This window comes from Caballeronia sp. LZ028, from assembly GCF_031451415.1.
In the GTDB taxonomy this organism is placed as follows: Bacteria; Pseudomonadota; Gammaproteobacteria; order Burkholderiales; family Burkholderiaceae; genus Caballeronia; species Caballeronia zhejiangensis.
Genome location: NZ_JARUXN010000001.1, coordinates 967011 through 981620 on the forward strand (window position 1 = coordinate 967011; position 14610 = coordinate 981620).

The 14610-nt window shown below is 63.8% G+C and carries 12 protein-coding genes; 4 read left to right on the forward strand and 8 right to left on the reverse strand.

Annotated features, from left to right (window positions below; translation table 11 throughout):
* Window positions 1–153 precede the first annotated feature (153 nt).
* Together dcd and QCE58_RS04545 are read left to right on the forward strand one after the other, a co-directional pair.
* Window positions 154–723 (forward strand): dCTP deaminase, encoded by a 570-nt coding sequence (gene dcd, locus QCE58_RS04540; protein ID WP_008351052.1) that lies wholly within the window; start codon window positions 154–156, stop codon window positions 721–723.
* A 91-nt stretch (window positions 724–814) separates the two neighbouring features.
* On the forward strand, window positions 815–3100 hold the full coding sequence (locus tag QCE58_RS04545) for an arginine/lysine/ornithine decarboxylase (protein ID WP_008351050.1): 2286 nt from the start codon (window positions 815–817) through the stop codon (window positions 3098–3100).
* A 28-nt stretch (window positions 3101–3128) separates the two neighbouring features.
* Here the strand turns inward: QCE58_RS04545 and QCE58_RS04550 are convergent, their stop codons facing one another.
* The 4 genes from QCE58_RS04550 to QCE58_RS04565 all read right to left on the reverse strand — a co-directional run bounded on the left by QCE58_RS04550 (window position 3129) and on the right by QCE58_RS04565 (window position 7880).
* Window positions 3129–4091 (reverse strand): spore coat U domain-containing protein, encoded by a 963-nt coding sequence (locus QCE58_RS04550; RefSeq protein WP_008351048.1) that lies wholly within the window; start codon window positions 4089–4091, stop codon window positions 3129–3131.
* 3 nt (window positions 4092–4094) lie between these two features.
* On the reverse strand, window positions 4095–6509 hold the full coding sequence (locus tag QCE58_RS04555; RefSeq protein WP_250520976.1) for a fimbria/pilus outer membrane usher protein: 2415 nt from the start codon (window positions 6507–6509) through the stop codon (window positions 4095–4097).
* Window positions 6510–6531: 22 nt separating this feature from the next.
* Window positions 6532–7257: a molecular chaperone gene (locus QCE58_RS04560; protein WP_250520977.1), complete on the reverse strand. Its 726-nt coding sequence runs from the start codon at window positions 7255–7257 to the stop codon at window positions 6532–6534.
* A 104-nt stretch (window positions 7258–7361) separates the two neighbouring features.
* A complete protein-coding gene (locus tag QCE58_RS04565; protein ID WP_008351043.1) occupies window positions 7362–7880 on the reverse strand; it encodes a spore coat U domain-containing protein in 519 nt (172 codons plus the stop codon).
* A 319-nt stretch (window positions 7881–8199) separates the two neighbouring features.
* Between QCE58_RS04565 and QCE58_RS04570 the strand changes: the two genes are divergently transcribed.
* Complete coding sequence (locus tag QCE58_RS04570) at window positions 8200–9654, forward strand: lytic polysaccharide monooxygenase (RefSeq protein ID WP_250520978.1); 1455 nt, start codon at window positions 8200–8202, stop codon at window positions 9652–9654.
* A 42-nt stretch (window positions 9655–9696) separates the two neighbouring features.
* Here QCE58_RS04570 and QCE58_RS04575 read toward each other — a convergent pair whose 3' ends face one another.
* Complete coding sequence (locus QCE58_RS04575) at window positions 9697–10557, reverse strand: 2OG-Fe(II) oxygenase (RefSeq protein WP_008351040.1); 861 nt, start codon at window positions 10555–10557, stop codon at window positions 9697–9699.
* Window positions 10558–10720: 163 nt separating this feature from the next.
* On the opposite strand from QCE58_RS04575, the gene QCE58_RS04580 reads away from it, so the two are divergent.
* A complete protein-coding gene (locus tag QCE58_RS04580; protein ID WP_250520979.1) occupies window positions 10721–11548 on the forward strand; it encodes a lytic transglycosylase domain-containing protein in 828 nt (275 codons plus the stop codon).
* Window positions 11549–11601: 53 nt separating this feature from the next.
* Here the strand turns inward: QCE58_RS04580 and QCE58_RS04585 are convergent, their stop codons facing one another.
* From QCE58_RS04585 to QCE58_RS04595, 3 genes are read right to left on the reverse strand one after another with little or no spacing between them, the layout of a single operon-like run.
* Window positions 11602–13692: a glycoside hydrolase family 19 protein gene (locus tag QCE58_RS04585; protein WP_250520980.1), complete on the reverse strand. Its 2091-nt coding sequence runs from the start codon at window positions 13690–13692 to the stop codon at window positions 11602–11604.
* Window positions 13693–13744: 52 nt separating this feature from the next.
* Window positions 13745–14257, reverse strand: a complete 513-nt coding sequence (locus QCE58_RS04590) for a type II secretion system protein (protein WP_008351032.1) — start codon at window positions 14255–14257, stop codon at window positions 13745–13747.
* On the reverse strand, window positions 14232–14609 hold the full coding sequence (locus tag QCE58_RS04595; protein ID WP_008351031.1) for a type II secretion system protein: 378 nt from the start codon (window positions 14607–14609) through the stop codon (window positions 14232–14234). Before QCE58_RS04595 ends, QCE58_RS04590 begins: the two co-directional genes overlap by 26 nt.
* Window position 14610 lies beyond the last annotated feature (1 nt).

Sequence of the window (14610 nt, forward strand, 5' to 3'; positions counted from 1 at the left end):
GCGGCATGCGAAGCGCCCGGCGCGGCGGCGCGCTTCGCGTAAAATACCCGCTTTCGTTTGGCCCGCGCGGCGAGAACCGCCGCCGGCCATGCCCCGTTTCACCGCAGGCGGCGGTCGCGAGACCGAGCCGTTCACCGTTGAGTAGCGTCCCCTATGAGCATCAAATCCGATAAGTGGATTCGCCGCATGGCCGAAGAGCACAAGATGATCGAGCCGTTCGTGCGCGATCAGGTGCGCGTGGCCGAGGACGGCCGCAAGATCGTGAGCTACGGCACGTCGAGCTACGGCTACGACATTCGCGTCGCCGACGAATTCAAGATCTTCACGAACATCAATTCCACCATCGTCGATCCGAAAGCCTTCGACGAGAAATCGTTCGTCGACTTCAAGGGCGATGTCTGCATCATTCCGCCGAATTCTTTCGCGCTCGCGCGCACGGTCGAGTATTTCCGCATTCCGCGTTCGTGCCTCACGGTGTGCCTCGGCAAGTCGACGTATGCACGCTGCGGGATCATCGTGAACGTGACGCCGTTCGAGCCGGAATGGGAAGGTTACGTCACGCTCGAATTCTCGAATACGACACCTTTGCCTGCCAAAATCTACGCGAACGAGGGCGTCGCCCAAGTCCTGTTCTTCGAAAGCGATGAAATGTGCGAGACGTCGTATGCCGATCGCGGCGGGAAGTATCAAGGTCAGCACGGCGTGACGCTGCCGAAAACCTGATCGAACCACGCACGTTACAAGCTTGTCGAAAGACCGCTGGCCCCGAGATTGCGACTCGGGCAGCGGTCGTTTCCATTTGGAGATTCGCCCCATGAAGTTCCGCTTCCCCGTCGTCATCATCGACGAAGACTTTCGCTCCGAAAACATTTCGGGTTCCGGCATCCGGGCGCTCGCAGAAGCGATCGAAAAGGAAGGCGCCGAAGTCCTCGGCCTGACGAGTTACGGCGATCTCGCCGCGTTCGCGCAGCAGTCGAGCCGCGCATCGTGTTTCATTTTGTCGATCGACGACGAGGAATTGCTGCCTTACGCGGACAACGTCGTCGTAGAAGGCGATACGCCGGAACTGGCGACGGCCATCGTCGCCTTGCGCGCGTTCATCACCGCGGTGCGCAAGCGCAACGCCGATATCCCCATCTTCCTGTACGGCGAAACGCGCACGTCGCGCCATCTGCCGAACGACATCCTGCGCGAACTGCACGGCTTCATCCACATGTTCGAGGACACGCCGGAGTTCGTGGCGCGTCACATCATCCGCGAGGCGAAGGTGTATCTCGATGCGCTCGCGCCGCCGTTCTTCAAGGAGCTCGTGCAGTACGCGGACGAAGGCTCGTATTCGTGGCACTGTCCGGGGCACTCGGGCGGCGTGGCATTCCTGAAGAATCCGCTCGGGCAGATGTTCCATCAGTTCTTCGGCGAAAACATGCTGCGCGCGGACGTCTGCAACGCGGTCGAGGAACTGGGTCAGCTGCTGGATCACACCGGCCCGGTCGCGGCGTCGGAGCGTAACGCGGCGCGCATCTTCGGCGCGGATCATCTCTTCTTCGTGACCAACGGCACGTCGACGTCGAACAAGATCGTGTGGCATGCGACCGTCGCGCCGGGCGATATCGTGCTGGTCGATCGCAACTGCCACAAGTCGATCCTGCACGCGATCACGATGACGGGCGCGATCCCCGTGTTCCTCACGCCGACGCGCAATCACTTCGGCATCATCGGACCGATTCCGCGCGACGAGTTCAAGCCGGAGAATATCCGCAGGAAGATCGAGGCGAATCCGTTCGCGCGCGAGGCGCTGGCGAAGAACCCGAAGATCAAGCCGCGCATTCTGACGATCACGCAGAGCACGTACGACGGCGTGATCTACAACGTCGAGATGATCAAGGATCTGCTCGGCGACATGCTCGACACGCTGCACTTCGACGAAGCCTGGCTGCCGCACGCCGAGTTCCACTCGTTCTATCAGGACATGCACGCGATCGGCGCGGGCCGTCCGCGCACGGGCGCGCTCGTGTTCGCGACGCACTCCACGCACAAACTGCTCGCGGGCATTTCGCAGGCGTCGCAGATTCTCGTGCAGGACAGCGAGAACAGCACGTTCGACCGTCATCGTTTCAACGAGGCGTATCTGATGCACACGTCCACGTCGCCGCAATACGCGATCATCGCGTCGTGCGACGTCGCGGCCGCGATGATGGAAGCGCCGGGCGGCGAGGCGCTCGTCGAGGAGTCGATTGCGGAAGCGGTCGATTTCCGCCGCGCGATGCGCAAGGTCGATGCCGAATACGGCGACGACTGGTTCTTCAAGGTCTGGGGCCCGGACGCGCTGGCGGAAGAGGGCATCGGCGATCGCGAGGACTGGGTGCTGAAGCCCAACGACCGCTGGCACGGTTTCGGCGCGCTCGCGGAAGGCTTCAACATGCTCGATCCGATCAAGGCGACGATCATCACGCCGGGACTCGACGTCGACGGCGAATTCGGCGAGACCGGCATTCCGGCCGCGATCGTGACGAAGTATCTGGCGGAGCACGGCATCATCGTGGAGAAGACGGGGCTTTACTCGTTCTTCATCATGTTCACGATCGGCATCACGAAGGGCCGCTGGAACTCGATGGTCACGGAGCTTCAGCAGTTCAAGGACGACTACGACAACAATCAGCCGCTGTGGCGCGTGCTGCCGGAGTTCGTCGCGCAGCATCCGTCTTACGAGCGCATCGGTCTGCGCGATCTATGCGAGCAGATTCACAGCGTCTATCGCGCGAACAACATCGCGCGCCTGACGACGGAGATGTATCTGTCGAGCATGGAGCCGGCGATGAAGCCGTCCGAGGCGTTCGCGAAGCTCGCGCACCGCGAGATCGATCGCGTGCCTATCGACGAACTGGAAGGACGCGTGACGTCGATTCTTTTGACGCCGTATCCGCCGGGCATTCCGTTGCTGATTCCGGGCGAGCGTTTCAATCGCACGATCGTGGATTACCTGCGTTTCGCGCGCGAGTTCAACGAGCGCTTCCCGGGATTCCATACGGATATTCACGGGCTGGTCGGCGAGATGATCAACGGACGGATCGAGTATTTCGTGGATTGCGTGCGGGATTGAGTGCACGCCGTGGCGATCACGAGCCGCATCAAAAAATAATGAATGCGGTGATCGTGTCGCGATAGGGGCCGGGCCGTGGGGCCGATTGCGCAGGCACTTGCCCATAGACGGTGAAGGTGTAGGCGACGCCCGTACCGACGCCGTTGCCCATCACAGTCCCGGACGTGCCGTCGCCCCACGGGACGGTATGCGAAGGGTCGATGTACAGCTGATAGTCGATTGTCTCGGTCCCACCCACCCGTGTGAGCTTGCGCCCAGTGATCGCGCCGCCGTCCGACGTGCCTCCGTTCAGCGCAATGTTGTACGACGCGCCCGACGTGCAGGTCGCGGTGATGCGGCTCGTCGCCTCGAGCGGCTCCTGAAAAGAGCTCTGCGTGCCGAACGCCATCGGCGTCGCGGAGATGTTGCAGTTGTTCGCCACGTTGACCGATACGTTGAACGCCGCCGACTTGTACGGCGCGGTCGCCGTGCTGCAACTCGGCGGCGTGCCGCTGTAGCCCACATAGACGAAATACGTGTCGGCGGCGGTGAACGTCTGCGTGTACGTCCCCAATCCGACCTGCTGATTCGGCGGAATCCGCCCGTAGAACGGCTCCTGTGCCCACACCTTGCCGCTCGGATGCACGGGCAGGTCGATGATGTACGGCGTCGTCGACGGATTGAGAATCGAGCCCCACACGCTCACATGATCCGGATCGACGTATAGGTTGTAGTCGAGCGTCGCGCCGTTCGGGCCGGTCAGCACGCGCGGCGACGTCGTGCTGATGTTCAGGCACATGCGCACCATCGGCGTCGTGTAGCCGGTGCAATACATGATGACCGCGCCGACGACCTCCGTCGGCTCCGAATAGGTCGTGTCGTATTCGCCGAAATCCGTGTAGCCGACGGAAAACGAACACATCTGCGCCCGCGACGCTTTCGGCAGCGCGAGCAGCGCAAACATCGCGACGACGATGACCGCGCCTCTTCGTATCCACGATCGCGTTCGCATGATTCATCCTCCGTTGCCGCGACAGACGAACGGCCCGATCTGCGGCAACTCGTGTGACGACGCGGCGTCGAACGGCACCTGCGCGGAACAGCTCGCGCCGTGTCCGCGAATCGTCACCGTGTTGGCGGCGTCGAGCTTGTTGAAGAACGCGAGGCCGTCGAAGCCGACGATCGCCGTTTCGCCCGTGCTCTCGTTGGTCGCGGCGGCGCCTTCCTTGATCGGCGCGCCGCCCGCATCGACGAAACTCACCGACGCGCCCTGATACCGCGACATCCCGAAGCGCGCGAGCACGCCCGAGCGCCGTTCGGGCGCGACGTTGAGCTTCGTCGTTTCGATACGCGCATCGGCGGGCAAGGCGAGCGGATCGATCGCGATCTGATTGCGCTGATACGACTGCAGATCCGGCACCAGCAGATGGCCGCCCGAATTCGTGACGCCGACCTTGCGGTTCTCCTGGCTCACCGGCACGCCCGCGACGCCGTCGGTGGAGACGAGCGCGAAGCCATCCGTGATCGTGCGCGCGGGCAGCACCGCACCGTCCATGATGGCGATCGCGCCGGTCATCTCGGCGGTGCCCGTCGTCGTGCCGTTGAAGCGCTGCGCCGTCGCCTGGAATTCCCCGAAGCTCGCCCGATAGTTCGCGCCCGCGAACCCATGCCGATAATCCGCGCCCGCGCCCGCCTGCACCGTCCAGCCCCATCCGCCGCTGAAATCGGCCGGACGCGACGCGGTGACGTCCGCCGTCGAGTGGCCGCCCGATTGCGCGAGCGTCGTGCTGACCGCCATGTTGCCGCCGAGCGCGACCGTCACGCCGATCGATCCGCCCCACACGTTCTTCTGCAGGAAGTCGCGGTACGCCGTCGCGAAGAGCGACCAGCGCCGCCCGAACTGCGCGTTGTACGCGAGCGTGAGGACGCGCGCGTGCCCGGAAAAGCTGTCCTCGGAATCGACGTAGCTCATCGTCGCCGATTGCGTGCGCAGGAACGAAACCGACGCCGTCGCCTGATAGACATGCTGAAACGTCGACGTGCCCGTAAGCGACGCGACATCGCGATAGCCGCTCGACGCCTGCGTGCCCTGCAGACTGACGGAAAACTTCGGCCCGATGTACTGATAGCCGAGGCTGTAGAGCGAACCGGTCATACCGTCGACCTTGCTCGCGGCCGCCGCCGTGCTGAACACGCCGAAGCCGCCGGTGCCGATCACCGCGCCCGCGCCGCCGTTGACGAGTCCCTGGCCGCCTTCGGCGTGCGCCTGCAAGGTCAGCCAGTCGCTGACGCCATAGCTGAACACGCCGCTATAGATGGGCGAACGCTCGTAGTCGAAAGACTCGACCGTGTAGTTGTCGCGCAGGAAGCCGAGTTCGAACGAATAGTTGAACAATCCCTTCGACAAGAGCCGCGCATCGATATAGAGCGGCACGCTCGTCGTGACGCGGCGACCGAGCGCATCGGTGACGACGATTTGCGCGACGCCCGCGCCGTTCAGGCTCGGCGCCTGCGCGATCTGGAACGGCCCGGGCGCGACTTCGCCGCTGTACTGGCGCAGGCCGTTGACGTAGAGATCGACGGCGGAAGGCACGGCGGCCGAGGCGGAGAACATCGGCAGGGGAAACGTGATGAGGTCGGGCCTCAGCGTGAAGTCGCGCTGGATCTGGAATCCGCCGAAGCGCACGGAGCGCGACCACGGCAGCGATCCCGATACCGAATCGCCGACCGTCATCGTGAAAAGTTTCGCGGGATTCGAGTAGCTCCAGTTCGTGTCGAGCCGCGTGTATCGGTTCGAGCCGCCGTCCGCGTTGATCCAGGTGCCGGTGTTGTCGAACACGCCGAAGGGCGTGAAGAGGCGCTGCTCGCTCCACACGCCGATGCTGTTTTCGCTGTCTTCGCCGTATTCGCGCGTGTAACTGACGTCGTAGTTCATCAGGAAGCCGGTGCCTGACGTCGCCTTCGGCGTGACCGGCAGCGTGTAGCCGATCTTGCGTGTGGTCTGGCGCGCTTCGTCGACGTCGAGAATCGCCTGCTGGCGCGCGGGCGCATACGTCACGCGCAAGCCGGGAATCGACGACAGCGCGAGCCAGCCATCGGCGTCCGGTTTGAGATCGCTCACGCGGATGCCCGCGGCTCCGAGCGTGTGCGGCTCGGCATAAAGTTGGCCGTGACGCAGTTCGAACTCCGACGGCTCGCCGAGATTCGTTCCGTTGATGACGATCTCGAGCACGAGTTGCTGATTCGTTTCGGCGAACGCGCCGAAGGGCTCCCCGCGCGCTGCGCCCGAGAGGCTCGGCAGTTCGGCGGGCGAGCCGCCGCCGGTGATGTCGACCTGCGCGATCGCCGCTTCCGACACGAGAACGAGCGTCAGCGCGACGCGAGCTTTCCGGCCCGGCGTCTTCCTGGCGGTGTCGGCGGACGAGGACATGCTCGCGGCGATGCGCAAGCGATCAAGGTCCGCCGCTCTCGCCGAGCCGCTCCGTGACGGCCGAGCCGTTGACCGTCGCCGCGACGTCCGCCGGCTTGCCGCGCAAGGCGCTCGCGGCGGCGGGCAGCGCCCACGCGCGCACGCGGCCCGGCAGGACGTAGCCGAGCAGGCCCGCGGAAATCGGAATGTCCGCGCCGCCGTTTTTCAGCGATACCGCGCTCAACTGCGCATGGATCGCCCCGCTGTTCGAGACGAGCAGAAACGGCTTGCCGTTTCTCTCGACGATGCTCCATTGCAGCTTCGGCTTGCCCGCTTCACCGGCTGGCGAAATAAATAGTGGTACAGAATATAGAAAGCGAAACTGAACGTTCGCACCGGCGGTCGCGCCTTCGGGCGGCAATTCATCGATTAGCAGACGATACGCGCGCTCCTGCTGCAACGGCTCCATGCTCGAGCGAATCACGCGGATGACCTGCTGTCCGCCCGCGGCCACTTCGGCGATCGGCGGGCTCGCGACGATCTCGCGCGTCGGCGTCAGCTTGTCCTGTTCATCGGCCTGATCCCAGACGAACGCGCGCACTTGAGCGTGGATCGGTTCGTCGCCGCCGTTGCTCAGGTTGATGACTTTGCCGTTCTCCGCGGCAGTGAGCTGGATCGTTACCGGGGAGATTTGCAATGAAGCGGCGAGCGTCGCGGAGCATTGCAGAAAGAGAAAAACCGCGCAGGCGCGCGGTAGCAAGGTGGGCATCGTCGGTCTCCTTATGTCATCCCGACTATCCCATTGATATAGATTTATCTGCGAACAAGCAAGCGTCGCGCTGAGTGCGAGATGCTTGCAGCGCGATGCGAGGTTTAGAACACGACCGTCGCGGTGATGGTCGACGAATACGCGCCAGCCGCGGGCGTGTTCTGCGTCGGCACGCGGCCATAGACCGGGATGGTTTGCGCGCCGCCGTCGCCGGTGCCCGCGACCGTGTCGGTGTCCGCCGTGTTGCCCCAGACCTGCGTGCGGGCGATATCGCGATACAGGTTGAACGAGACGAATGCGTCGCCTGCTGCGTTGCCCATCTTGCGATCCGATATGGCCGAACCGGTGGCCGTGCCCGCGTCGAGGGCGACGGTGTAGGGCGTGCCCTTGGTGCAGGTGACCGACAGGCTGGCGTTCTGATCGATGTTCTGCGTGAGCACGCCGGTGCTGCCGAAATCCAGCGGATTGGCGGCGATCGAGCAATCGTCCTGAACCGTCAGCGTGACGTCGAAAGTCGCGGTCTTGCTCGTGGCGGCGAATGCATTCTGCGAACCGACGGCGCCGAGCGTGGCGGCGCTTGCAACGATGGCAATGACGGCGGCTTTCTTGAATAGGTTACGCATGAGGAACACTCCTGAGATCGAAAAGATGACTGATGCTGAATCGCGCTGGCGTCGCGAGGACATGGATGAATCATAGGGAATACGCGACTAAGACTGAATGAGACGACTCTTAATTGAGATAGGCAGGCGCGGTGTTTCGCTTGTTGTGGTTATGTCGCGGGCGTTATTGAGATTGATGCGTGCCGCGAATCACTGGCTGCCGGCACGGAGCATCTTCGTGCTAACTCATCCTGATTGCGCCTTCTAGAATGAAGAGCGATCGGGCGCGGTTCGACGATTTGAATTAGATATGCGAAGCAAATCAAAAAAGGGGATTGTCATGTTCGCTGAGAAGTGGAAATTGACGTTCGTGCTGCTTCCGTTGGCCGTGCCGTGTGCGGTGTCGGCGCACGGTACGATCGAGACGCCGATCAGCCGCGTCTATTCGTGCTACCTCGAGGGCCCGGAAAGCCCGACGTCGGCGCCGTGCAAGGCTGCGGTCGCGGTGGCGGGGCCGTCGTTTCTGTACGACTGGGCTGGCGTGAATCAACTGCCCAATGGCGATCACAAGGCTTTCGTGCCCGACGGGCATCTGTGCAGCGGCGGCAAGACCAACTACTACGGTCTGGATCTCGGCCGAAGCGACTGGCCGGCCACGACGATCTCGGCCGATCTGAGCGGAAACTACACATTCGTCTGGTACGCGACCGCGCCGCACGTCACGCGCTACTTCCAGATGTACATGACCTCGGACGGCTACGATTTCAATCAGCCGTTGAAATGGTCCGATCTCGACAGCAAGCCGTTCTGCGAACTCAACAGCGCGACGCTCGACAACGGGCGCTACAAGCTGCAATGCAAGCTGCCCGCGGGCAAAACGGGCAGGCGGATCATTTACACGATCTGGCAGCGCAACGACAGCGCCGAAGCGTTCTATGCGTGCAGCGACGTGGTCATCAACGGCGCGCGCACGACCTGGCGCGAGATGCGTCCGATCCCGACGACCGCGCTGGATCAACCGGCGGGCATGAAGATCACGCTGCGGGTCTTCGATGCGGACGGGCACGATCTGGAATCGATCAGCTATACGGTGACGGCGCAGACGACGGCCGCTGCGGACTGGGTGTATGCGATGGCGCAGAAGGTCAACTCGGATGCGAAGCATGTGCGGCTGGGGCTGATCGACAACAACGGCAACATCGTGCCGCAGAAGACGATGTCGGCGAACCGCATCTACGTCGACAGTCCGCAGGACTACAACTTCGCGGTCGATTACACCGGCGCGCCGGCACCCGCGCCTTCACCTACGCCGACGCCTTCACCTGCGCCCACGCCAACGCCCACGCCAACGCCCACGCCAACGCCAACGCCAACGCCAACGCCAACGCCAACGCCAACACCTACGCCCGCACCGGCGCCAACGCCGACACCAACCCCCGCCCCCTCACCCAGCGCAGGAGGCGCGACATGCGCCATCGCGTGGCAGTCGGGCACGATCTACAAGGCGAAGGAAAACGTATCGGTCAATGGGCGCAACTACAGCGCGCGCTGGGAGAACTCCGACGATCCCTCGCGCAATTCGGGCAGCGGCAAATCGTGGCAGGACCTGGGCGCGTGTTCGGGACAGACGTTGCTCGCGTGCGCCGCGCCGTGGAGCGCGAGCAAGACCTACGCGACCGCGGGCACGACGGTCAGCTACAACGGCATGAACTATCGCAACAAGTGGTGGAGCGCCAACGCCGATCCGGCGACGAACTCGGACGGCGCCTGGGAAAAAGTCGGAGCCTGCAAATGAGAGAGGGGAGCGCGGCGCCCGCATCGAGGCGTCGCGCAAGTCTCATGCTTCAGCGCGAAAACGCCCGCGCCGGATCCACTTCGTCGCGATCCACTTCTCGCCTTTTTCGACGGGCGTGCCCGCGTGCAGCGTTTTTGGATCGCTTTGTCCGAGTTCGTTGACGTATTCGAAATAGAGCGCGCTGCCGCGCCGCGGATGAATCGCGAGTCCGATGTCCGGAAACGTCGTGTCGCCGCCTTGCTCGACTTCGTTGAGATAGAGGATGACCGTCGCGATGCGCTGCCCGCCGCGCTGCATGTGATGTTTGCTGCCGGCCTGCTCTTCGGGGAAGTAGTCGTAATGCGGGCGATATTCGCCGCCCATGCCGTATCGAAGGATATGCAGATCCTCGCCGTTCTCTACCGGCTGGCGAAACAGTTCGGCGATCCTTCGGTCGATCGTTTCGACGAGCGCATCCGTCGATGCATTGACGAACGCGCCTTCGCTCCTGCGTTCTTCGATGGTGATCTCCTTGCCCGAATCCGGATCGACGACGGACGAGCGCTGCACATGCTCGCGGCCGATCTCGATCAGCCGGTCGCATTCGGTGTCGTCGAGCACGTCGGCGACGAGCGCGATCACCGGCTGTTCGCTGCTGAAGACCTTGGGCGCGGATCGATCGCTCGCGGTCAGCACGCGCGCCTGCGGCAGCATCGGCGTGCCGTAGAGATAGTCGGGCGATGTTTCATCGTCGGCTTGAGGCGCGTCGCCGGCAAGATGGCGCGCGAGCAGCAGGCGCGCGGTGTTCGGATGGAACGCCGCGGCGATCATCGCGTCGATCAGCGACTGATGCGTGCAGCCGCGGCGGATGTTGTCGTCGAGCCAGTTCTTCCATGTCGAATCGAAGCGGGGAATCGTGCTCATGGCGGCTTTCCGAGTATCACTAAACGATCGGTCCTTTCATGGAAGCACAAAAGCATCTGAATAACAACGGCGCGATTGAAACAGCCGCGCGGCTCGCGCAAAGCGAACTATGCTTTCTCAAGGCGCGGCATCGGGCCGTGTCGGATGAGGGATGAATCGCGCCATGCGAAGCGCATCGTGGAGGATCGAAGGCCGCCCTGTGATCGCCGTGTTGCTGGCGATCGGATGCCTCGCGCTTGGCGAGCGAGCGCGCGCCGCGTCGATGCTGCGCTGCGAGTCCGATGACAACACGGTCACGTATGTCAGCACGCGCATCGAAAACGCAAAGTGCATCCGCGTGAACATGAACTGGCAGTGGACGCCGCCTGCAGCGTCATCCGCATCGATGGCGTCGGCCGCGCCGCCCGCCGCGCCGCTCACGCGACGTCAGACCACGGCGCGCATCTACAGCTATGTCGAAGACGGCGTGCGCCACTTCGTGTCCAGGAAACCGGCCGGCGTTGCGGCGAACGTAACGGTCATCGAGTTGCGTTTCATGGAGACGTGCAATCTGTGCTCGCCCGGCGATGACGTCAACGTTGCGGGGCTCGCGCTCGACACGCGTTCCTACGGACGCGAAATCGATGCCGCCGCCGCGTCGTTCAACGTCGACAGCGCGCTCGTGCGCGCGGTGATTCACGCGGAATCGGCGTATCGCGCGAACGCGATCTCCCGCGCGGGCGCGCAGGGCCTCATGCAACTGATGCCGGCGACGGCGACGCGCTTCAACGTCGGCGATCCGTTCGACGCGGCGCAAAACATTCGCGGCGGCGTGCAGTATCTGTCGTGGCTGCTCAGGCGCTTCAACAACAATCTCGATCTCGCGCTGGCCGCGTACAACAGCGGCGAGGCGGCCGTCGATCGCTACGACGGCGTGCCGCCATACAACGAGACGCGCACCTATGTGTCGCGCGTGAAGACGCTCGCCGCGCGTTATCGCGACGGGCACTGAACGCTTCACGCGTTCCCTCGCGCGGATGTTGCCGCGAGGGAACGCGCCGGCGCTTACTTCGTGTTGTCGACTTCGACCTTGCCGTTGTATGTCACCTTGCCGCGGAAGAAGTAGTCCGTGCACGCCTTGTAATCGCCCGGATTGATGAGCGAGAAAGGCATCTGATAGTCGACCAGCTTGCATCCCGTCGCCGGCTTGCCGTTGATCCACGAATAGTCCTTGTCGAGATACGCCTTGATCGCGGCGGCCGAGCCTTCGTTGAAGCCTTTCATGTTGGCGCAGCCGAGCGGTTCGTCGGCGGGAATGGTCACGCCCAGCTCGCGCGTGAACTCCTTGTACGCGTTGATGCGGTTCGTCACCTGCGATTTTTCCGCGCCGCCGCCGCCGCACTCGATCCCGCCGTTGATGATGAACACCGTCGCGCCGAAGCCCGGCTTCATGTTGTTGCCGATATCGACGGCGTTCGGTTTCCAGGTTCCGTCGACGGCCCAGGTCATCGGCGGCTTGGGCGTTTGCGGCGTCACGGCGAACCAGATCGCGGATGCGAAGTTGAGCCACGTATCCGCGACGCGTCCGGGATTGTCGAGCAGGATGTTGACGTCGCCATACAGCGCCTGCGAGAACGGGCCGAAGTTGTAGTTCCACGAGAGCTGCTTCGCGCCGCGCCCGAAGTAGTCGAGATACTTGCCCGAGGCATTCTTCGCGCACGGATAGAAGATCCAGTTCGTCGCGTGCGAGCCGGGGATGCACTGCTGATACGCGCCGACCGCCGAGCCTTCCGTGTATCCCGATTCGCGCAGGAACCACAGACCTTGCTGCCAGAAGGGAATCGGCGTGTTTTGCGGCATCGTCGCGAGTACCGGGTTGTTGTGCTCGGCGTCGTTCGAGCGCGCTTGCGCCGGCGTCAGCGAATTCCAGTTCGCGCCGGTTTCCTGCACGAAGTGCGCGAACGATGTAGCGAGCAGCTTGCGACAGATGGCGTCGGCGTCGCGTCCGTCCGTGTAGTCGCCGCAGTAGGCCGGGAATTTAGCGATGCCGCGCAGGAAGTTCACGTACGAGTAAGCGATGTTGCGTACAGGGAAGAGCGCGTCGAACTTCGCTTCGGGGATGATCGCTTCGACGCGCTTCACGTTCGACGGATTGGCGGCGCGTTTCGGCACGACGGCGTTGACTTCGTCGTCGGGCAGCACGCGCAGGGCGTCGCGCAGCGTCGCGATCTGGCCGCCGGATTGGTCGATCAGCGCTTTCTCGGACGCGTTGAACTGGGCCTGCGTCGGGTAATCGGCGGGCGCGGGGATGTAGGTGATTTGAGGTTTGTAGGACGCGGGGGTTGGCGTTGGGGTTGGCGTTGGCGTTGGGGTTGGCGTTGGCGTTGGCGTTGGGGTTGGCGTTGGGGTTGGCGCTGGCGTTGGCGTCGGAACCGGAGTGGGCACAGGTACGGGCGTCGGCGTCGGCGTCGGCGTCGGCGTCGGCGTGGGCACCGGCACCGGAGTCGGCGTGGGCGTTGGAGTCGGAGCAGGCGTCGGCGCAGGAACAGGCGCAGGAACAGGCGTAGGCGTAGGAACGGGCGTCGGGCTCGGCGTTGCGCCGCTGCACGCGCCGAGGTCTTCCCACACGCCATACGCGCCCGATTGCGCGGGATTGTCGCCCTGCGTCCACCACTTGTTTCGATAGTTCCGCCCGTTGTACGTCACGCGCGTGTTCGCCTGCGCATAAACCTGACTCGCGGACCACGCCGTGTAGCAGCCGGACGGTGTTGGTGTCGGCGTTGGCGTTGGCGTTGGCGTAGGTGTCGGCGTTGGTGTCGGAACCGGCGTCGGCGTCGGCGTGGGCGTCGGAACAGGCGTCGGAGTCGGAACCGGAACCGGAGCAGGAACCGGCACAGGCGTCGGAGCCGGAGCCGGCGCAGGCGTCCCCGCCGCGCCGACATCCTTCCACAACGTCGGCGACGCAGCCGGATTCCATCCCGCGCCGGGATAAGCCGTATGCGTCTGCAAAGCCTGATAGACGCGTCCGTTGTACGTGACTGTCGTGCCCGCCGAATAGGTCGTGCCCTCGGTCCAGGCCTGCTGCGCGAACGTCAGACCCGCCTGAAGCATCAGCGCGGCCGGCAGCAATGCCAGCTTTCTTCGAATCGATGTCATCTCAGTCTCTCCAGCGTGAAGGTCCGGATGCGCGCCGGACGATTGAAGTCGGCTACCGTCGGCTCATGTTCTTTTCCGGGTAGTACGTGAACTTCCATTCCGAAATGCTCGTCTGCAGCCCGAAGCTCGCATCGCTGTCGGAAAATCCGTCCTTCTTGAGCGGCGCTTCGTTCGATGCGCTGTACACGCCGTATAACTCGCCGTCCGGCCCGCGAATCTCCTGCCACGGGCCGTCGTTGGTCATCGGATCGGCATAGGCCTCGCGCAGATAGCGCTGCACGTATGACGCGCGCGGATCGCGCAGCAGATCGTCGAAGCGCTTCGGGAACGCGCCGCTCTTGTCGGCCTTGACGTAAGCCTCGATCGCCCGGCGGATCGCGTCGCCGCGGCGCAGCAGCTCGTCTTCCTTCACGCGCTGGATTTGCGTGGTCCATACGGTGCCGACCGCCATCAGATAGATGGAGATCAGCGCGACGCACATCAGCGCCCACAACATGCCGAAGCCGCGCTCGCGCTTTCGACGTGCGCCGCCGCGCCGCTCACCACGCGCTGTAATCGCTGCCATCCTTGCCCTTGCCTTTCGCGCCGCTGCGCACGTTGTAGACGCCGGGTGTGCCGTCGGCGGGCGGCTCGGTCGTCCATGCGGTGCGATTGCCCGCGACGGGGTCCATCGGTATTTCGCGCAGATAGCGCTTCTGCACGAGCTCATCGAGCGATTGCGGATAACGCCCCTGATCCGCGCGAAAGCGGTCGATGGAATCGCGCATCGCGGCGAGGTTCTGATGCAGCACGGTTTCCTTCGCCTTGTCCGCCTGGCCGAAGTAGCGCGGCACGACGAGCGTGAGCAAGGTCGCGATGATCGCCAGCACGACCAGCAACTCGATCAGCGTGAATGCGCGCAGCGCCTTCTTCCACATG

What these genes read in the sequence shown, in the direction of transcription:
- dcd (WP_008351052.1), top strand. Translation starts at nt 154, where the DNA reads ATGAGCATCAAATCCGATAAGTGGATTCGCCGCATGGCCGAAGAGCAC.
- QCE58_RS04545 (WP_008351050.1), top strand. Translation starts at nt 815, where the DNA reads ATGAAGTTCCGCTTCCCCGTCGTCATCATCGACGAAGACTTTCGCTCC.
- QCE58_RS04550 (WP_008351048.1), bottom strand. Translation starts at nt 4,091, where the DNA reads ATGCGAACGCGATCGTGGATACGAAGAGGCGCGGTCATCGTCGTCGCG.
- QCE58_RS04555 (WP_250520976.1), bottom strand. Translation starts at nt 6,509, where the DNA reads ATGTCCTCGTCCGCCGACACCGCCAGGAAGACGCCGGGCCGGAAAGCT.
- QCE58_RS04560 (WP_250520977.1), bottom strand. Translation starts at nt 7,257, where the DNA reads ATGCCCACCTTGCTACCGCGCGCCTGCGCGGTTTTTCTCTTTCTGCAA.
- QCE58_RS04565 (WP_008351043.1), bottom strand. Translation starts at nt 7,880, where the DNA reads ATGCGTAACCTATTCAAGAAAGCCGCCGTCATTGCCATCGTTGCAAGC.
- QCE58_RS04570 (WP_250520978.1), top strand. Translation starts at nt 8,200, where the DNA reads ATGTTCGCTGAGAAGTGGAAATTGACGTTCGTGCTGCTTCCGTTGGCC.
- QCE58_RS04575 (WP_008351040.1), bottom strand. Translation starts at nt 10,557, where the DNA reads ATGAGCACGATTCCCCGCTTCGATTCGACATGGAAGAACTGGCTCGAC.
- QCE58_RS04580 (WP_250520979.1), top strand. Translation starts at nt 10,721, where the DNA reads ATGCGAAGCGCATCGTGGAGGATCGAAGGCCGCCCTGTGATCGCCGTG.
- QCE58_RS04585 (WP_250520980.1), bottom strand. Translation starts at nt 13,692, where the DNA reads ATGACATCGATTCGAAGAAAGCTGGCATTGCTGCCGGCCGCGCTGATG.
- QCE58_RS04590 (WP_008351032.1), bottom strand. Translation starts at nt 14,257, where the DNA reads ATGGCAGCGATTACAGCGCGTGGTGAGCGGCGCGGCGGCGCACGTCGA.
- QCE58_RS04595 (WP_008351031.1), bottom strand. Translation starts at nt 14,609, where the DNA reads ATGTGGAAGAAGGCGCTGCGCGCATTCACGCTGATCGAGTTGCTGGTC.